Origin of the sequence: Halobacterium sp. GSL-19, from assembly GCF_016917855.1 — an archaeon.
In the GTDB taxonomy this organism is placed as follows: domain Archaea; phylum Halobacteriota; class Halobacteria; order Halobacteriales; family Halobacteriaceae; genus Halobacterium; species Halobacterium salinarum.
The window spans coordinates 66,688-85,059 of sequence record NZ_CP070375.1 but is presented as its reverse complement, the minus strand read 5'-3'; the positions used below and the strand labels follow the sequence as shown (position 1 = coordinate 85,059).

Annotated in this window: 17 protein-coding genes and 1 pseudogene; 5 read left to right on the top strand and 13 right to left on the bottom strand. The window is 66.5% G+C overall.

Annotated features, from left to right (window positions below; all coding sequences use genetic code 11):
• Nucleotides 1-6 precede the first annotated feature (6 nt).
• The 3 genes from JT689_RS00380 to JT689_RS00370 all read right to left on the bottom strand — a co-directional run bounded on the left by JT689_RS00380 (nucleotide 7) and on the right by JT689_RS00370 (nucleotide 2,479).
• Nucleotides 7-405, bottom strand: a complete 399-nt coding sequence (locus tag JT689_RS00380) for a hypothetical protein (RefSeq protein WP_010904098.1) — start codon at nucleotides 403-405, stop codon at nucleotides 7-9.
• Nucleotides 405-1,397 (bottom strand): ParA family protein, encoded by a 993-nt coding sequence (locus JT689_RS00375; RefSeq protein WP_010904097.1) that lies wholly within the window; start codon nucleotides 1,395-1,397, stop codon nucleotides 405-407. Before JT689_RS00375 ends, JT689_RS00380 begins: the two co-directional genes overlap by 1 nt.
• Before the next feature lie 428 nt (nucleotides 1,398-1,825).
• Nucleotides 1,826-2,479, bottom strand: coding sequence for a TrkA family potassium uptake protein (locus JT689_RS00370; protein WP_176705155.1), 654 nt, complete (start codon nucleotides 2,477-2,479; stop codon nucleotides 1,826-1,828).
• A gap of 179 nt (nucleotides 2,480-2,658) precedes the next feature.
• On the opposite strand from JT689_RS00370, the gene JT689_RS00365 reads away from it, so the two are divergent.
• Nucleotides 2,659-4,119: an APC family permease gene (locus JT689_RS00365; RefSeq protein WP_205250691.1), complete on the top strand. Its 1,461-nt coding sequence runs from the start codon at nucleotides 2,659-2,661 to the stop codon at nucleotides 4,117-4,119.
• Nucleotides 4,109-4,762 carry a TrkA family potassium uptake protein gene (locus tag JT689_RS00360; protein WP_010904091.1) on the top strand — a complete coding sequence of 218 codons (654 nt, stop codon included), beginning with the start codon at nucleotides 4,109-4,111 and terminating at the stop codon, nucleotides 4,760-4,762. The genes JT689_RS00365 and JT689_RS00360 overlap by 11 nt, the downstream gene beginning before the upstream one ends.
• On the opposite strand, the gene JT689_RS00355 is transcribed toward JT689_RS00360, so the two are convergent.
• The 10 genes from JT689_RS00355 to JT689_RS00310 all read right to left on the bottom strand — a co-directional run bounded on the left by JT689_RS00355 (nucleotide 4,763) and on the right by JT689_RS00310 (nucleotide 16,391).
• Nucleotides 4,763-6,589, bottom strand: coding sequence for an IucA/IucC family siderophore biosynthesis protein (locus tag JT689_RS00355; RefSeq protein ID WP_205250690.1), 1,827 nt, complete (start codon nucleotides 6,587-6,589; stop codon nucleotides 4,763-4,765). It lies immediately after the preceding gene.
• A 25-nt stretch (nucleotides 6,590-6,614) separates the two neighbouring features.
• A complete protein-coding gene (locus JT689_RS00350) occupies nucleotides 6,615-8,048 on the bottom strand; it encodes a lysine N(6)-hydroxylase/L-ornithine N(5)-oxygenase family protein (protein WP_010904089.1) in 1,434 nt (477 codons plus the stop codon).
• Nucleotides 8,045-8,755 (bottom strand): GNAT family N-acetyltransferase, encoded by a 711-nt coding sequence (locus JT689_RS00345; RefSeq protein WP_010904088.1) that lies wholly within the window; start codon nucleotides 8,753-8,755, stop codon nucleotides 8,045-8,047. Before JT689_RS00345 ends, JT689_RS00350 begins: the two co-directional genes overlap by 4 nt.
• Nucleotides 8,752-10,575, bottom strand: coding sequence for an IucA/IucC family siderophore biosynthesis protein (locus tag JT689_RS00340; RefSeq protein WP_010904087.1), 1,824 nt, complete (start codon nucleotides 10,573-10,575; stop codon nucleotides 8,752-8,754). Before JT689_RS00340 ends, JT689_RS00345 begins: the two co-directional genes overlap by 4 nt.
• Entirely contained in the window at nucleotides 10,572-12,032 is a 1,461-nt protein-coding gene (locus JT689_RS00335; RefSeq protein ID WP_010904086.1) for an aspartate aminotransferase family protein, read from the bottom strand. Before JT689_RS00335 ends, JT689_RS00340 begins: the two co-directional genes overlap by 4 nt.
• 110 nt (nucleotides 12,033-12,142) lie before the next feature.
• Nucleotides 12,143-13,501, bottom strand: coding sequence for a diaminobutyrate--2-oxoglutarate transaminase family protein (locus tag JT689_RS00330; protein WP_012289622.1), 1,359 nt, complete (start codon nucleotides 13,499-13,501; stop codon nucleotides 12,143-12,145).
• Nucleotides 13,502-13,791: 290 nt separating this feature from the next.
• The gene (locus JT689_RS00325) at nucleotides 13,792-13,935 is read right to left on the bottom strand and encodes a hypothetical protein (RefSeq protein WP_176705348.1); all 144 of its coding nucleotides are present in this window, start codon (nucleotides 13,933-13,935) and stop codon (nucleotides 13,792-13,794) included.
• Nucleotides 13,935-14,774, bottom strand: a complete 840-nt coding sequence (locus JT689_RS00320) for a prohibitin family protein (RefSeq protein ID WP_229373332.1) — start codon at nucleotides 14,772-14,774, stop codon at nucleotides 13,935-13,937. The genes JT689_RS00325 and JT689_RS00320 overlap by 1 nt, the downstream gene beginning before the upstream one ends.
• Before the next feature lie 261 nt (nucleotides 14,775-15,035).
• Nucleotides 15,036-15,809, bottom strand: a complete 774-nt coding sequence (locus tag JT689_RS00315; RefSeq protein ID WP_229373331.1) for a hypothetical protein — start codon at nucleotides 15,807-15,809, stop codon at nucleotides 15,036-15,038.
• 162 nt (nucleotides 15,810-15,971) lie between these two features.
• Nucleotides 15,972-16,391 carry a universal stress protein gene (locus tag JT689_RS00310; RefSeq protein WP_010904081.1) on the bottom strand — a complete coding sequence of 140 codons (420 nt, stop codon included), beginning with the start codon at nucleotides 16,389-16,391 and terminating at the stop codon, nucleotides 15,972-15,974.
• 377 nt (nucleotides 16,392-16,768) lie between these two features.
• On the opposite strand from JT689_RS00310, the gene JT689_RS00305 reads away from it, so the two are divergent.
• The 3 genes and pseudogenes from JT689_RS00305 to JT689_RS12465 form a co-directional block, all read left to right on the top strand.
• On the top strand, nucleotides 16,769-17,095 hold the full coding sequence (locus tag JT689_RS00305; protein ID WP_229373330.1) for a DUF6166 domain-containing protein: 327 nt from the start codon (nucleotides 16,769-16,771) through the stop codon (nucleotides 17,093-17,095).
• A 74-nt stretch (nucleotides 17,096-17,169) separates the two neighbouring features.
• Nucleotides 17,170-17,541 carry an Hsp20/alpha crystallin family protein gene (locus JT689_RS00300; protein WP_010904078.1) on the top strand — a complete coding sequence of 124 codons (372 nt, stop codon included), beginning with the start codon at nucleotides 17,170-17,172 and terminating at the stop codon, nucleotides 17,539-17,541.
• 65 nt (nucleotides 17,542-17,606) lie between these two features.
• A pseudogene (locus tag JT689_RS12465) lies at nucleotides 17,607-18,338 on the top strand (AAA family ATPase); the annotation flags it as partial.
• Nucleotides 18,339-18,372: the final 34 nt, after the last annotated feature.

The window sequence follows — 18,372 nt, the reverse complement described above, 5'->3', positions numbered from 1 at the left end:
GTTCAACTACTCCGTCTCGCCGTAGCCGTCGTTGGCCATCCGGTCGGCGACGGCATCCACGTTGTCGAACGCCGCCAACAGCGCGTACTCGCGGGCGTCGGTCTTCGACACCGCGTCAGTGTCGAGGCGGGCGGCCAGCTGCCGCCGGAACTCGGCCTCCTGGGCGACCACCCTGTCGCGGGCGAACACCTCCAAGCGGTTGTCGCGCTCGTCACCAACCGTGTTTCGGCGCACGAAGTAGGGGTACGTGTGTCCGTCCGTCTCCGACGTCGCGCCCTGTTCGGTTGGGGTTGGGTCGGCTGCGTCCGGACCGGATTCCGTCGCGTCGTCGGCTTCGTCCTCGTCGGCGGTGCTGTCGCCGCCGAAGTCCAGGTCGCCAGCGCCCTGCTTGAACGAGTTCCCCATCAGTCGGCCACCTCCGGGTGTCCGTTGCCCGCCATCTGCAGGGTCTCGGTCCCGTCGTCGACGATGTCTAGGACCAACTCTTCGGGGACCGTGGCGTCGAAGGTGTCGGTGGCGATGAACCCGGCGAGTCGCCAAATCGTCTCCAGGGTTTCGAGTTCGCGGTCAGGCACCCGTCGTTTTCCGCGCTCGCTCACCATCCCGTCGTCGCCCTCGTAGGTCTTCCAACGCTCCTCGATGACTTTGAACGCAGAGCCGTGGGCCTCCCACATGGCGTCCATCAGGCTCTCTCGGGAGCCGATCGAGACCGGTGTCGCGAACGCGTCCGTGGTCTCGAACCGGTCGCGGTACTGCTTGTGGGCGTTCGTCTGCCCCACCCCACAGGGGACCACACACGACAAGCCGACGCCGATGTCGAGTTCGGTCTCCATGTTCCCGACCATCTCTTCGAGGCCGTCCAGGCTGAGGCTGCCCTTGCCAGCCGGTTTGACCGGCGCGACGAGCGTGCGAAGCGCGTACATCGCGTTGTACAGGAGGTCTTCGGCGCGTGCGTTGGGGTCGATGAGCACCACGTCGTACTGCTCGTTCACCTGTTCGCGCTCCCACAGCAGCCGGTACAGCAGCTCGTAGCGCGGGTACTCCTCGCGGGACACGTCTTTCACGCCGGTCTCGTACGTGATCTTCTGTTCGAGGTTGGACGTGAAGTCACTCAGCATGTCGTGGCTCGGCACGATGTCGACGCCCTCTGGGGACGTCTCGATGAGCGATGCGAAGTCGCCGTCCGGCATCTCGAGGATGTGCTTGACAAGGTTGTCCGCGTTCGGATCGCTGCGGTCCTCACCCACGTCGAACAGTGACGTGAGGTTGCCAGTCTGTGGGTCGAGGTCAAGCACCAGCACATCGAGGTCCATTCGGCTGAGCGCGACCGCGAGGTTCGCGGTCATCGTGGTTTTGAACGTTCCCCCGGACTCGGCGTAGACAACCGCCGTGATCATGTGTGACCCTACGAGCACGCGGTTACATATATCTGTGTCAGACTGTCTTGACAGTTTTCTGGAACAGACATCTGTAACGACTATCTGTAACAGAAATCTGTGGAGGCCATCGGTCACAGGGAGCGCCCGGAACCGCACTGTCGCGGCTGCAGCCGCGTTTTCGCAGCAATCCCGTATCACCGACGCGTGGACACTGCCCGCTCGGACGACCTGCCTATCTGTCACAGGTAGTTGTTACAGCGTTCTGTAACAGATCTCTGTACCTACTGTCTGTAACAGCCTACTGTTCCGGCGCACTGTCACAGCGACACGGGTGTGGCGGCTTTCCCACCTCGACTACCCGCTACAGACCCAGTTCTCACCTGACTACTGCCGTCTCGGCTGATTGGACGCGACTGGCCGTCAGTCGTGCGACACCCACAACGGCGTCACCCCCGCATGAGATCCCTGACCTCGTCCGCCACGTCCGCTTCGACGGCGAGCACGTATCGGCGCTCGGGTTCCAAGACCATCTCCGGGCCAGCCAGGTGCTCGCGGTCGGCGGTCGAGATCAGGAGGCTCCCCTCCGGGAGCGCGATCTCATCGAGGCGGCGGCCGGCAACAGGTGCCGACTCGGCGACCGAGATCTCGATGATGTCCAGATCACTCGTGGGGTAGACGAGCGTGCGAACGTCCTCGCCGGTGAGCATATCCGCCGCGTAGTCGCCACCGAGGTATTTCGGAAGGAGGGTGGCGTCGACGACCTCCTCGTACTCCTCGTTGCGCTGCGTGTCCGCGCGGGCGAGCGTCTGAATCGCGGGGTTGAGGTGTTGGGCTTCCATGCAGATCGCGAGGTTCGCGCTGGTGTCGTCGGTGAGCGCGGCGATGGCGTCGGCGTCGTCGAGGTCGGCCTGGGTGAGAATCGACGGCCGGGTCGCGTCGCCGTGAATGACGGGGCCGACGTAGGCGTCGGAGAGCTCCGCGACGCGCTGCTCATCGGGTTCGATGAGCACCACGTCGTGGCCAAGCGACGAGAGGTTGCCGGCTGCTTGGAGGCCGACCTGACCGCCGCCGGCGATCACGAAGCGCTTCAGTTGTGGCATATATTCTCATTCACAGCCAACGGTCTTCAAACTATGTCGTGGGCGTTGGTGTCACCGCCCCATCTGGTCCCGGAGCCACGCCGCCATACCTATCACCGCTCGTATGCAAGAAATCAAGTGTATCGGCTGAGTTGTCCCGTTCACACGATGGATACACTACACCTCCACAGTAGTATCTGATGAGCAGCAGCCAAACGCGATCCCCCGACGCCGAACTCGGATTGCTCGACGCCACGATGATCGGCATGGGGGCGATGATCGGTGCCGGGATCTTCGTTTTGACCGGCCTCGCGGCCGAAATCGCTGGGCCGGCCGCTATCCTCGTGTTCGCGCTGAACGGCGTTGTCACCGCGTTCACCGGACTCTCGTACGCCGAACTCGCGGCCTCGATCCCGAAAAGCGGCGGCGGCTACGCGTTCGTGCGCGAGATCTTCGGCGATTTCTCCTCGTTCATCATGGGGTGGATGCTGTGGTTCGCGTACATGATCGCGGGCGCGCTGTACGCACTCGGGTTCGCGCCCAACTTCCTCGAACTGCTGCACGTCTACGGCCTGGTGGCTCCACCGGACCAGGTCGGCGCGATCGCCGTCCCGCTGCTCGACGCCTCGGTGCCCGCCGCGTTCGTGCTGGCGTTCATCGCAGTGCTCGGACTGGTGGCACTCAACGCCGTGTCCACGGCAGCCAGCGGGAGCGCTGAAACCATCTTCACGATCATCAAGGTGAGCATCCTGGTGGTGTTCGTGGCGTTCGGCGCGACGTCCCCGCTGTTCTCCGGGGCCGAATTCCAGCCGCTGTTCGGAGTGGGCGGCGGCCCGGCGGCGATCCTGCCCGCCATGGGACTGACGTTCATCGCCTTCGAGGGCTACGACCTCATCACCACCGTCACGGAGGAAGTCAAAAACCCCCGCGAGAACATCCCGAAGGCGATCTTCGTGAGCCTGATCGCGACCGTGATCGTCTACCTGGCGGTCGTCACCGTCGCCGTCGGCACGCTCGGCGCTGACGGCCTGGCGGCGGCCGGCGAAGCGGGCATCGCGGAGGCAGCCACGTCGTTCATGCCCACCGGACTGCCGATCATCCAGAACGGCGGCGCACTCATCGTCTTCGGCGCGGTGTTCTCGACGCTCACGGCGCTGAACGCGGTCGTGATCGCGTCCTCGCGGGTCGCGTTCTCGATGGGCCGTGAGGGGCAACTGCTCCCGTCGTTCGGCCAGATCCACCACCGCTACGGGACGCCGTTCGTCGCGATCATCGCCAGCGCGGTGGTGATGTTGGCGTCGGTCGCGTTGCCCACGCAGAGCGCCGGCAACATGTCCAGTCTGTTCTTCCTGCTGTCGTTCATCATCGTCAACGTCGCCGTCATCAGACTGCGCCGCGAGCGCCCCGACATGAACCGGCCCTACGAGATGCCGTTCTATCCTGCGCCGCCACTCATCGGCATCGCGCTCAACCTCGTGTTGACCGTCGTGCTGGTCGGCTACCTCGTGCGCACGGATCCGCTTGCGTTGGCGCTCAGCGCGGCCTGGATCGTTCTAGGGACGGCTGCCTACTACGCACACAGCCGGCAGTCGACCGCCGGCGACGACGAGGACACCACGACTATTTCGGCGGACGCCGAACACACGCCACATGACCACTAACCGAGACCTCATCATCGCGGGCGGCGGGCGCGTCGGCTTCCAGACGGCTGAACTCCTCGCCGACCGCGGCCACGACGTGACGATCATCGAGCGCGACACCCGCGTCGTCGACGACATCGCCGATCAGTGGATGGCGACCGTCATCGAAGGCGACGCCACCAACCCCGCGATCATCGAACAGGCGGGCGTCGACCGGGCGGACGGGATCGCGGCGCTCACCGGCGAAACCGGGTTGAACCTCGCGGTCTGCCTGGCTGCCGCCGAGCTCACGCCGTCGATCCGCACCATCGCGCGCATCGACCACGGGGTGCGTGATTCGTACACCCGGTTCGTCGACGCCGTGGTGTTCCCCGAACGCGCCGGCGCACGCGTCGCGGCCAACGAGATCATCGGCGATGACGTCCAGACGCTGGCCGACATCACCGGCGACCTGGAGCTCATGCTCGTCCGGGTCGCCGACGGCGCGCCCGCCGCCGGCAAGCAGCTGCGCGACGTTCGGTTCCCGGCTGGGACAGTGATCATCTCCGGCGCGGACGGCCAACGGATCGCACGCCCGGACACGACGCTCACGCCGGGCAGCCGATACATCATCGCCGTTGAGCCCGACGTCGCCGGGGAGGCCATGGACCTGATCCAGGGCTGACTACTCGCCGGCGTCGCCCGCGACCTCATGCAGGGCGTTCGTGACCGTCCCGTGTTCGGCGGCGTGTGGCCTGCTCGCGGTGTCGCTGTACCCCTCTTCGGTGAGCCGGTTCCGGTTGAGGCAGAGCTTCGTGAACGTGGGCTGGAGGAGGTCGAACGTCTCGAAGCGGTCGGACAGCCCCGGGAACTCCGCCTGGTACGCCGTGATCGCGTCCCGCACTTGCGTCCAGAACTCGGTTTCGTCGTAGCCGTGGTGGGCCGTCAGCACGTCCGAGAGGTATCGGAACACCCCCACGAACAGCCCACAGACGTAGAACTGGCACAGCCCGTCCGGGGGCTCCGAGCGCAGCACACGCCGCAGGTCGGCGTCCAGATCCGCCAGCTCCGGGAGGGGTTGGTCGGAGATGTTCACGTCGTCGACGAAGTCCTTCACGCCGAGCCGCGTCGGCACGAACTCCTCGTCGAGGATGACGATGGTGTTCTCGCCGTGCGGGGAGAACACGGTGCCGTACCGGTAGAGGTAATGCAACAGCGGCGGCAACAGCGTGTCGAACAGCTCCGTCAGCCACGCCGACAGCTCCAGCGGCGAGCGCTCGACGAACTCGGAGATCACGGCCGTGCCGTCGGCCTCGTGGAGGAGCGCCGCCAGCGTGACCGCCTGCTGTGAGTCCGGGATGGCGTCGGTGATGGACTCCCGCCAGACGGCCCCTAACAGCTCGTCGTACTGGTAGGCGTTGTCCTCAAGCTCGCTGAACGCGGGGTGGTCGTAGTTGACGCCCGCGACCTCCCCTGGCAACACGAGCTCGCAGTCGTCCCGCAGGAACGGGTCGCCGTCGCGGATGTCCGTGATGTACTCGGTGACCCGGGGCGCGGCCTCGGTGCGGTCGCCCGGCAGCCCGCGCCACACCAGCGTGTTCCGGATCTTCATCGGGAGTTTCACGTTGTGCTTCTCGGGGGCGTCGACGTTGAACAGCGTTCGAACCGACTGCCCCGGCAGATAGCTGTCGGTCCCGTTACCAAGCGGCACGATCGCGTCCGCGGCGAGCTCGCTCGCGTACAGCGACGTGATCGTGGTCTCCCATTGGTAGTTGTGGACGGGGAGGAGTGTGTACTCCTGGGGATCGAGACCCCGGTCCGCCAGCGTCGCCATGAAATCGTCGTACTGGTCGCCGAGCTCTCCGCGGAGCAACCCCGTGGGGGTGAGCCCGCTGACAGTTTCGAAGGTCACGCGGTCGGTGCGCACTGCCAGCCAGCCGATGGTTGTGGTCTGGCGGCGCTCGGGCGCGTAATCCCGGTAGTCCTCGTAATCCCATCCGAGACGTCCCTTGTTGAACGTGATCCATGGATGACCGGTCATTTCGCTTTCGTACTCGGCGTACGAGCAGTCCGCAAACGACTCCGGCGCGCTTCGTGCTTCGATGTGGGCGTCCGCCAGCAGGGTGTTGCGGTACTCGCGGATCAAGTGGCCCGTGGTGAGTTCCGTGGCGTCGAGCGTTTCACGGGCGTCTAGGAGGAACCGAATGGGGTCGGTGGCGGTCGCCCACGAGTCGGCGTCGGCCGGCGCGCGTTCGATGGTGTCCGGGAACACGCGCAGCGTGTCCATGAGGCGCTCCTCAGCCTCGAAGCGATACCGGACGGTGTCCGCGTCGTCTGCCGCGGGCAACACGAGCCGGTATCGGCCGCCGCGGTCGGTGTCCGTGGTGCGTTCGGGGGCGAGCAGTTCCTCGTAGGTGAACTCACGCAACAGCTTCGCGAGCAGGCTGCGCTCGACTGTCGCCCACGTGTCGGCCGTCACAGCGTCCTGGAGTGTGTCTTCGTACGTGTTCATGGGTTGGGTGGATTGGTGCGGTCTGTCATTGGTGGTGATCGTTCGGCTGGCCGGCGGCTGGCGGTGTGGTCGGGTCGTCGTCGCGGACGCGGCCGCCGGGCGCGTGGCTGGCGTACGCTTCCGGGGCGAAATCCTGGAAGACGGTGTCCCGGTCGACCGGGTACGGGGCGTCCGCGAGCAGGCGGTCGAGGATCACGGCGTTCCGGTACGCGCCCAGTCCGAGGTCGGGCGCGCCAACGCCGTGGGTGTGGAGTTCGGCGTTCTGCACGAACAGTCCTCCGGGCAGGTCGCCCCCGACGCCGTACTCCCGGTCGACGGCGAGACGGTCCTGATCGTCCCGGGCGAGCCGGGGCTCCAGGCTGCTGAGGAACCCCGGCGTGGGCCGGTGGTAGCCCGTGCCCAGGATCACGGCGTCCGTCTCGAAGGCGAACCCGGTGTCCGTCTGGCGGTGTCGGCAGTCGACGCGGTAGCGCCCACCTCCGGTCGGTTCGACCGCCCCGACTTCGGTGGCGGCGATCATCCCCACGTTGGGGTCCCGGCCGCCGATCGACTGCTCGTACAGCGTGTCGTAGATGCGGGTGCTGGTCTCGGGGTCGATCCCCTTGTAGAGGATGTCCTGGTTGGGGATCAGCTCGTCTTTCACTGGCTGTGGCAGGTCGTACACGTAGTCGGTGTACTCCGGCGTGAAATGCTGGAGCCCGAGTTTCGAGTACTCCATGGGGAAGAACCCCGCAGATCGCGTGACCCAGTCGACCCGCGGGCTGCGGTCGGATGTCGAGCGCCGCGTGAGCAGGTCGTGGACGACTTCCGCCGCGCTCTGTCCGGAGCCGATCACGGCGACGCTGTCGGCGTCACACACGGCCGCCCGGTGCTCGCGGTAGGCCGCGGTGTGGAACACGTCCGGAGCGGGTAGATCGCGGAACGCCGGCGGCACGTAGGGCCGTGACCCGACCCCGACAACCAGGTCGCGGGCGCGGTACTGGTGTGTGGGTGCGTCGTCATCGGTCGCCGACCGCGCTTCGTCGGCCGGCTCGACAGCGGTGACGCGGAAGTTCGCGGGCGTCGCGTCGTCGTCGATCGCCGTGATGTCGACGACGCGCCGCGAGAACCGGGGCGCAGCCAGCGACTCGGCGACCCACTGGCAGTAGTCGTTGTACTCCCGGCGCGGGATCTGGAACGTCTCGTAGAAGTAGAACTCGTAGAGCCGGTCGTGCTCGCGCAGGTAGTTGAGATAGCTGTAGGGGTTCGTCGGGTCCGCCAGCGTCACCAGGTCCGCGAGGAACGGCACCTCCAGGGTTGTGCCCTCGATGAGCATGCCGTCGTGCCAGACGAACTCGGGTTTCTGTTCGAGGAACGCAGCGTCCAGTGGCACGTCGTCGCTGCCCTCGATCAGGGCGGCCAGCCCGAGGTTGAACGGCCCGAGGCCGACGCCGACGAGGTCGTGAACCGACTCCGTCATCGGTCCGCCTCCAGAGTGCTGTTGCCGTGTTCCCCGGACGGACACCGGTGCGTTGCGTCGTCGTGGTTGACCGCTGGGCCGTCTGCGGGCGGCCCGTTGGCGGCGATCGCACCCGGTGAGAACGCCCCCACGAAGCGCTCGCGGTCACAGACGACGCGGGTTGCGTCCTTGTCCTCGTGCGGGAAACGAAACGTCTCCCGTGGCTCGAACCCGGCGCGTTCGAAGGCGGCGATGGCGGCGTCGTTGGTGGCGTCGGGTTCCGCGACCACCCGGTCGGTGGCGGCGTGCCGGAACGCAAGCGCGGTCATCGCGCGCAACAGCGCGGTGCCACAGCCCTGGCCGAGGTACTCCGGCGGCCCGATGAGGATGTGGATGCCCTGGTCGTTGTCGTCGGCGTCGTAGTGGTCGGCCAGCGGGTCGGCGGCCACCCAGTAGCGCTCCACGTAACTCATCGGCACGCCGTCGATGCAGCCGACGTACGCGGTGACGTGGTCGTCCTCAAGGTGGTCACCGATCGCCTGATGGAACGCCGGCAGCGGCGCACCCAGGCTCCAGTAGGGGGTGACGTGGTCGCTGGTGAGCCACGCGTGCAGGCGGCCCAGGTCGCGGTCGAGTGCCACCCGCCGGAACGCGACGGTGCGGTCGATCTGGGGGTCAGGGCGGCGATACGCGTAGTCGCTCGTGATTCGGGGCAGTGGCGCTGTCATTGTGTGTCCACCCGCGTGACCAGCGGGTTCTCGATGGCCGTGTAGACGGACTGCGTTTCGAGGTCGGCTTCGAGTTCGTCGCGCTCCTCGAACCGCGTGAGCAGGTTCGCCTTGCAGGGCACGCGGCGCTCGGTCAGCAGCGCCGACACCAGCGTCGAGTCGGCGGGTTCGTGCTCCGCCAACGACTCCAGTTCCGTGCGCAGCACCGCGAGCAACGCGCGCTCGTCCACGACGCCGCCCGCGCCGAGCGCGTTCACGACGCCGAAGGCGTTGTTGAACACGATGTAGTACCGGAGGCGTTCGTCCGCGATGGCGTCCGGGCAGACGGTGTCGGCGCGCTCGCAGACGCCGGGCAGCCAGTCGTCGACGTCGGCCGCCTGGGACGCCGGGAAGTAGTACCCCTGGTTGTCCCGGTAGAACCCGGCCGTCGGGCGGCCGTCGTCGTCGAGCCGAACGAGCGTGTTCTGCTGGTGGGCTTCCAAGCCGACGCCCTGCTGGAAGTACAGCCAGACGACCGGCCGGACCGTGTGCGCGAGGTACTGCTCGAACCACTCGCGGGCGACCGCGCTCTCGGTGCGCCCCTCACGCGTGGCGATCCGCGACACGATGCGGGCCGCCCGTGCGGGGCCGTCCAGGCCGTCCTGGCAGAGCGCCGCGACCGGGGTGACGTTGTCCGTGTCATCGCCGGCGAAGGGGTTCTCGCGCAGCACGGCCTCGAACCCGGACTCAGCGCCGTCGCCCAGTGTGAGCGTGATCGCGGCGGGGTCCTCGATGATCGAGAACGCGGGGAACCGGTCGGCGAAGGCGTCCCCGAACCCGGTCGCGAGCAGCTCCGAGACGGCGACCCCGCGCGCCAGCTCCGGGCGCTTGTTGGTTCGCTCGGCGTTGGTGATCTCCACCGCCAGTGACCCCTTGTACATGAACGGGGCGTCCGGGCTCCACAGCGTCCGCACCGACGACGTGGGGTAGAACGTCGGGCCGAACGCGCCCAGGTCACGGAGTTCGTCGCGCGCTATCGCCGCCGCGACGTGTGGCTGTGCGTGCAGGTAGTCGGCCTGCCACGGATGGACAGGCACCAGCGTGGCCTCCGACTCGGGGGGCACGGTGGTGGCGTCGGCCACCACCGACCGGAGCCACTCCGTCGCGGACGCGTCCCCGGCGGCCCACGTCTCCACGAGCGCCGGATCAGCGGCGAAAACCCGCAACTGGAAGCCGGCTCGCAGCTCCGGCGCGTACCGCGACTGCTCGTGTGGCGGGATCCCGGTACGGCTGTTCGGCGTCGGATGCATGTGGTGGCCGTACACCAGCGACTGCTCGGCGTCCCGGAACGACACCGTCGTGTCGTACAGCCGCTCGTGGTCGCGTGGCGTATCCCGGGCGGCAACGAAGCGCTCGGTCGCGGTCTGTGAGGCCAACACGCGCTCCAAGAGGTCCCGGCCCGCGGTCGGGTCGTCGCCATCGAGCGCGAGCTCGCGGCGCGCCAGCGACGCGACGCCCGCCGCGTCGATCGGGGACGGCGTCCCGGCCGGCGCGTCAGGCACGCCGGGGCGGGCGTACGCCGGCACCGCGAACAGGTGGCGGCCAGTGGCCGACGCGTACCGCAACGGGGCGAACACGGTCGTCGACTGGGCTGGGAACGGCACGCGGACGACCCGGCGGTCGGCCCGCTGTGCGCCGGCCGGCACGCCGTCGGGGACAGCCCTCGGGGAGACGACCTCGCCGGCGTCGGTCTCCCTGAGGTAGCAGTTGAGGAACGCGTGCAGGGTGGCGGACTCGGCGTGCGCGGCCGGCGTGTCCGCCACCGCACCGACACCGGTCATTGGTCGCCCCCGGCGGCGGTCGTGATCGGAGCGGTCCGGTCGGCCGCCTCGATCGTCGCGGCGTGTCCTTTGAACGCAACGAGTACCGACTGGATGTCGGCGACGGTTGTGCGCGGGTTCATGAGCGTGAATTTCACGTGCGCGCGGTCGTCGACGGTCGTTCGCGCGACCACGGCGGTGCCGGCGTCGAACAGCTGTTCGCGGGCGGCCTCGGTGACGTGATCGGCCCACGGGCCGGGATCACAGTGGGCGTGCTCGCGGACCGGCCGGTAGCGAAACGTCACCGCGTTCAGTGTCGGCTCGCACGCCAGCTCGAACGCCGGGTCAGCACGCAGCAGGCCCGCCACGTCGTCGGCGAGCGCGAGCGTTCGATCCACGAGCGCCCCGAGTCCGTCCCGACCGAGCGTCCGGAACGCGACGTACGGCTTCAGCGCGTCGAACCGCCGGGTCGTGCGCGTGGACTTCGCCACGAGATTGGGGACGGCGTCGCCCGCCGGATTGAGGTACGCCGCGTTGCGGCTCATGAGCTCGAAAGATTCCCCGTCAGCGACCAGGAGCGCCCCGCAGGCGATCGGCTGGAAGAACAGTTTGTGGAAGTCCACGGCCACCGAGTCCGCGCGGTCGATGCCCGACAGGCGCTCGCTGTGCTGGTCGCTGACTGCGAGGGCACCGCCGAACGCGGCGTCCACGTGGACCCAGAGGTCATGGGTCGCCGCCACGTCGGCCACCGCCGACAGGGGATCGATACTCCCGAAGTCGGTCGTGCCCGCGGTTCCGACGACCGCGAACGGGTGTTTGCCGGCGTCGTTGAGGCGCTCGACGGTCTCCCTGAGCGCGGTGGCGTCCATGCGGTGGCGGCCGTCCGTCGGGATCGTGACGACGGCGTCCTCGCCCAACCCAAGCAGAGCAGCCGACTGCGCGGCCGTGAAGTGCGCGTCGGCCGAACACAGGATTCGCAGGTCTTGGGCCGCCGGCGGGAGGCCGTGTTCACGAACCGACTGCCCGAACACGGTCTCCACGTAGTCGTCGCGCGCGAGCAGGAGCGCTTGGTGGTTGGACTCCGTCCCGCCGCCGGTGACCACGCCGTCGGCGGCCGGGCCAAGCTCGTAGAGCGCCGTGAGGTCGGCGATCAACCGCTCCTCGACGACAGTCGCCGCGGGGGCTTGGTCGAAGGAGTCAAGCGACTGGTTGCTCGCGGTGAGCAGCGCCTCGGCAGCGAGCGCCGGCACCATGGGCGGACACTGGAGGTGCGCGACACAGGTCTCGTCGCTCGGATGCACCGCGTTGGCAAGCACGTCCTCCCGAACGGCCGCGAGCACGTCCTCAAGCGGGTGTCCCTCCGCGGGCAGCGCCGTGGTGTCCGCAAGCCGGTCGCGGAGGCGGTCGTAACTCGCTCCCGAGTACGGCCCGTGAGCGCCCCCGATCACGTCCAGGACGGCGTCGCAGGCGGCTTCCATGGCGTCGGCGTATGCATCGTTGCCGGCGTCGCTCCCGAGGAACAGCCGGTCGGCGAGCGCCACAGGGTCAGTGTCCGTGGACGCGTTCGCGCCGGCGCTGCGCGGCGGGCTCACGCCGACACCTCGGCTGACGACGAGAGCACGGCCGTGACCGCGTCGCTGAACCGGGCCGCGATCTCGTCGATCTGGTGGCTGGAGACGATCAACGGCGGCAGGAACCGCGCGACCGCGGAATCCCGGCCGCCGGTCTCGATGATGAGTCCGCGCTCGAAGCACGCCTGTTTCACCGCCGCCGCGAGGTCGCCGTCCGGCGGCGGGCGTTCGTCGCCCGCTGCGTCCGGAGCGACGAACTCCACGCCGAGCATGAGCCCGCGGCCGCGAACGTCGCCGACGACGTCGAAGTCGGCTTCGAGGTCGGTGAGCGCGCTGCGGAGCCGCGCCCCCGTTTTGTCGGCGTGGGCGGGGAGGTCTTGTTCGATAACGTGCTCGATGGTGACGCGGCCAGCCGCCATCGCGAGCTGGTTCCCGCGGAAGGTGCCGGCGTGTGCGCCCGGCTCCCAGACGTCGAGGCCCTCGTTGTAGAGGACGACCGCCAGCGGGAGACCGCCGCCGACAGCCTTCGAGCACGTGACGACATCGGGCTCGATGCCGGCGTGCTCGAACGACCACGTCTCACCGGTGCGTCCGAGGCCGGTCTGGATCTCGTCGACGACCAGCGGGATGTCGTGTTCCCGAGTGATGCGCCTGAGCTCCTGCACCCAGGCGTCCGGTGCGGGATTGACCCCTCCTTCTCCCTGTACGAGTTCGAGCACGACCGCAGCGGGCTCCGTGAACCCGCGCTCGGGGCTGCTAATGGCGTGCTCGATGTACGTGTGGATGGATTCGTGTTCGCCCGCCGGCAGGCCGAACGGGTGGCGGTACTGGTCGGGATACGGGAGGTGGTGGACGTTCGGCATCAGCCCCGAAACCGGCTCTTTGGCGTCGATGTCGCCCATGAGGCTGAGCGCGCCCGCGGTCATGCCGTGGTAGCCGCCGTGGAACGCGAGCACGCTCCGGTTCCCGGTGGCGGTCTTCGTGAGCTTCAGCGCGGCTTCGATGGCGTCGGTGCCGGCCGGCGAGCAGAACTGCACCTTCGCCGTGTTCGCGAACGAGGCCGGCAGACTGTCGAACAACGCGTCGACGAACGCCTCCTTCTCGGGTGTGGTGATGTCGAGCGTGTGCAGCGGGCGGTCCTCGGCGAGCAATCGCTCCAGCTCCGCGGTCACTGCGGGATGGTTGTGGCCGAGCGCGAGCGTGCCCGCGCCGGCCAGGCAGTCGAGGTAGGTGGTGCCGCCGGCGTCGGTCACCTCGATGCCCTCGGCGTGTGTCACCGCCATCGGCAGCGAGCGCGGGTAGGTGCGTGCGTTCGATTCGCGTCGGCGTTGGCTTTCGAGGAGGGCAGCGTTCGACGTGTCGTCGTGGTCAGTCACGATGACCGGCCTCTCCGGGTGTCTCCGTCTTGGGTTTCTTCTGACATACGCAATTTTTAGGCTAGCCTAAAAATAAATAAAACTACCGCTATTAGGCTGGCCTAAAACTGGGGGTGAAGTTGCAACGGCTCGTCGGCCGCAGTGTGTGGATACACACTCCCTCCTCGTCGCTTTCGTACACTGCCACACGAAATAAAACATCCGGCGGTTTCAGTTCTCGACCCATGCCTTCATCGACCACTCACACCCGACGACCCACCGCTCGCTCCACGACGCCTCCAGCTGACAGCCTACTCGTCGTCGTGGCGCTTGTCGTACATTCTCTCCTCGTGGCTGAGCCGCTGGCGCTCGCTGAAATACCTGAACGCGCCGACCGTCACCAACGCGATCGCCCCCAACCACAACACCCCGAACACGATCAGGCGCCCAGCCATCAGCTCTTGTTCTCCTCGTCGACGTCCTTGGTCAACGTGATCCCGGCCTGCGAGCCAGCGCCGACGTAGATCGTGTTGTTGTCCTGGTTCAGCGCCTCGATATACCGGATCTTGATGAGCTCCGGGTTGTCCTTGAGTGACTCCGCAACGATCTCGTTGGCCTCTGCCTCACCCTTGGCCTGCACGCGCTTGCGCTCCGCCTCAGCCTTCGCGACCTGGATGGAGTTCTGCTTTTTCTCGATGTTCTGCTTCTCGACTTCCTTCTTCTCGACGGCGTCAGCGTACTGGCTCGGGAGTTTGATGTTCCGGATCTGGACGGCCTCGATGATCAGCCCGCTGCCCACGGCCTCCGTCTCGAGCGCCTTCTTTACCGCGGCCGCCATCTGCTTTTGGCCCGCGCCGGTGTAGATCTCGGTCGTGTCGATGTCCCCACCCTCCGTCCGCAACACGTCCTGGGTGGTCGGCCGAATCAACCGCGCCTCGGCCTGGCTCACGTCCTTGTACTCGTCGTAGAACGTCGCGGCCTCCGTCTTGTTCACACGATACCGGATCGTCACGTCAACGTTGACGCTCACCCCGTCGTTCGTGAGCACCTCAACGGAATCGTCGCGCGCTTCGGCGCCCTCCTGTTTTTCGTTCGCCATCGTGTACTCCTGGGGCCGGACCGGCACGACCGCCGTCGACTGTTTGATCGGCACGATCACGTTTGCACCCGGTTCCAGGGTTTCACCGGTGCTTGCACCCCACTCTTTCACCACCTCGATGTTCCCCTCCTGAACTGGATTCCACGCCAGTCCACCGCCAACGAGCACGGTCACCAAAACGAATGCACCGACCACTGCGCCGACTTTGAGTTGTAACGATTTCATAACCGTTGTGTTTAGCACGCAGACCGCAGTCCGACCCGCGAGGCACGCTCACGGCGACGTCTCGCACGACCAGCCGGCGCGCCTCGGAGCGCGACCTCTGTATGCTGTACCCCACTGTGCCACACCACGGTATTAAAAATACTGGTCCGTGTGACGTGTAATCCCCGGCGGCGCGTCTTCGCTCCGCACGGACTCCCGTCGACAACGCCCTGCCGGCTACCCATGGCCCACTCACGCACTGTCGCGGACCGCGGGTCTCGACTTCAGAGCCGAGACATCGTTTCGCATCCACCGGGCCCGCGTCCGCAACCGGTCCCGCCGGTGCCGCAGGTCCTGCAGGAACCAGTCGGCGTCGTCCGCTAGCGAAACGTCGCTAAACGACTCCGACTCGATGTCGTACTCGGTCTGATAACAGTCCCCGACTGCGTGGTAGGCGTGCGCGTTGCTGATCTCCGTCTGTGCCGTGTCGAGCTGTCGGGTCGCCGTTGCCACCGTTCGTTTCGCGCTTGTCAGCAGCTCCTGTGGCGTGGCCTCCCCGTCGGCGACGACCGCCGCGCTGTCTCCATCGAGTCGTCCCTCGATCTCCGCGAGTAACTCGCTCACCTCCTGGCGGCTGCGCTCTATCTGTGACAGCTGCTCGGTCGCAGCCCGGTACGCGCCGAACGCATTCAGGTACGCGTGTTCGGCGTATCGCACGACCAGCGACCGGAATGCATCCCACCCGAGGTCGGCGGTGCTGCCGCGGCCGTTGAGGTCCGCGAACCAGTACTCGGTGTGTTGTTGCTTGATGAACTGGCGGAACACGGCGAGGTCTTTGTCGTCTGTGAGTGCGCTTCCGGGAATCGCGTTCCCTGACGCTGAAACCTCCGCGATAAGTGATTCAGTGTACCCGTTGCAGGCGTCGTATAGCTCCGGGGACGTTTCTTTGAGGTCTGCTGTGCACGCCCGTCGTGCCTCCTCTAGCCCGTCGTAGGGGCCCGTCAGCGCGATTTTATTGCGTGGCATTGTCTCACACGACACTGTGGAATCGGAGATCGCTGCATAAAAACCTCTCGCCACAACGGCTGCCAGTGCTTGACCGATGGACCCGCCGTTACACATCGATGGTGGGGCGTCCGGCTACATTCGACCCCACAGCACGGATCCCCTCTCACCTGTGAGCCGCCCTCACCGAACGACTGTCACGGTCGTCGGGGCGCGCCGCACCACCGTTTCGGCGACGCTCCCAAGCAGTACACGGGAGACACCACGCCGCCCGTGGCTCCCCATGACGATCTCGGTGATGTCGTTGTCCTCCGCGAACGAGACGATCTCACGCGCCGGGTTCCCCACTGTCGTCTCCATCCGGAACGAGAGCGCCGCGTCCTCCAGGAGGGCCTGGGTCTCCTCGGTGAGTCCCTCGCTGCTGGCCGGATTCTGAAGGCCTTTCAGCTGCTCTTGGACGATGTCCACGCCGGCGTCGAGCATCCCGTCCGCGAGCTCGGTGACGTGCAGGAGCACGAGTTCGTCGGTGTCGTGTGTCTCAACGGCGTGTTCGACGGCGTCGTGTGCGGGACTCGATCCGTCGTAGGGGACAAGAACTGCCATACGCACCCTCGCCGAGCACTCCACATAAAACGCGCTGTTGTGTGACCAGCGCCCAGCCACTCCGCGTTGTGGGGGGCCTGACGGCCAGGCAGTTCCCGGCGAGCTCACTATCTTCGGGTCGGTGCCAGCGGCGAGAACCAACCGGCGGCCCTCGTAAGCGACACCGAGCGGGTTCGGCGTTCACCCTCGTAGAGAGCGTCATGGAGCGGAGTCAAGCACGAAAGTCGATGTACGTCGGTCCTCGACCAGCAGGCCGCGAGCACGAGCGAGTGCGGGACTGGGCGCAGTCCAGACACAGCCTGCCGACCGTCGGATTCCCGGCCCTGCCAGCTCCTGGCGCGATCACGGGGCTGGGGCCATCGGGAGGGAGAGTACCGATGAACAGCGAGTACCGTGGTGAACGCTGCATGGGTGGACAGCTGGTCTACACGCCCGACGGCGACCTCCTAGACAGGCATCTCCACGTCCTGCGCCGCGTCCCTGGTGGGTTCGACTGGGGATCGGAGACCGATGAGGCCCGTATCGATCAGCTCGCAATTGCACTACTGGCCGATTCGTCGACGAAGAACATCGCGCTCGAGCACTATACGAGTAAACTACAGGTTGTTTCAAATATATTCTACGCTGCTCGATCCATCGCTTCCTTTCGATTCCGACAACAAATCACCCCGTTTATGCCACGGAATTTCAATGCAGTAATGTAGATATGGTATCTTTTTGATAGAAAATTTTTTACGAAGCGCGGACATAGCTCCGCCTGGAATCAAGGTGATTAGCCATGCCCCTTCCGACAGGTTCAACCAGTTCGTGGCTACAGAACTCCGGATTCCCGAGCCGACTGTTCGAAACCGGTCGCAACGACTACGAACTGTACGAGGAGGACGACGAGTTCGTCCTGAGCGTCGAGATGCCGGGCTTCGATCCCGAGGAGATCACCGTTTCCTGGGACGAGGGTGTCCTCAACATCGCCGCCGAACACGAGGATGAAACGCGGAGCCAGCGCAAGACCTACCACCGTCGCTTCCGCTTCCCAAAGAACGTCGAGGACGACGATATCGAGGCCCAGTACAATAACGGGATCCTCGAAGTCCGGCTGCCGGTACTGACGGGTGCCACCACCCGCGGCAAGCAGATCGAGGTCCAGGCCTGACATCGCCTCGGACAGGCGTACTGACCGACAGCCGCTTTCTTCCGTGAGTAATCGAGGTGAGAGCCATGCGACTTACGGTCAAACAACTCAAGAACCGCGATCCAGGGAGCGGTATGGCCGTCATCGACCGCGATGCGCTTCAGGAAATCGGCGTCAGCAGTGGCGACTTCGTCGCGATCGAGGGCCGCAACGGCGGACGAACGGTCGCCCGCGTCTGGCCTAGTAACACGAGCGACGCGGGTCGCGGTATCATCCGAATCGACGGCCAGCTCCGACAGGCAGCGAACGTCAGCATCGACGACCGCGTCGAGGTCGAGAAAACGGAGGTCGAGCCGGCGGACCGAGTTACCGTCTCCCTACCACAGAATCTTCAGATCAGAGGAGATCTCGGCTCGCACCTCCGCGAACATCTCGTCGACCAGGCGGTGAGGGCAGGACAGACGGTCGCGTTCCCGATCGGGTTTGGTATGTTCTCCGGTCGGTCTGGTCGACGCATTCCCCTACGGGTGGTCGATACGCAGCCCAGCGGGACGGTCGTCGTGCAGAACACGACCGAGATCGAGATCGCCGACCAGAGCGCCCAGGAGGTCTCCGTCGAATCGGGAGAACCGGAAAATACGACCGCTCCAGCCCTCACGTACGAGGACATCGGCGGCCTCGACGACGAACTCGAGCAGGTTCGGGAGATGATCGAGTTGCCGATGCGCCACCCCGAGCTGTTCGGGACGCTCGGCATCGAACCGACGAAGGGCGTTCTCCTCCACGGTCCTCCCGGGACGGGGAAGACCCTGATCGCCACGCCGCCGATAGCCACCCCAGACGTCATCTCGA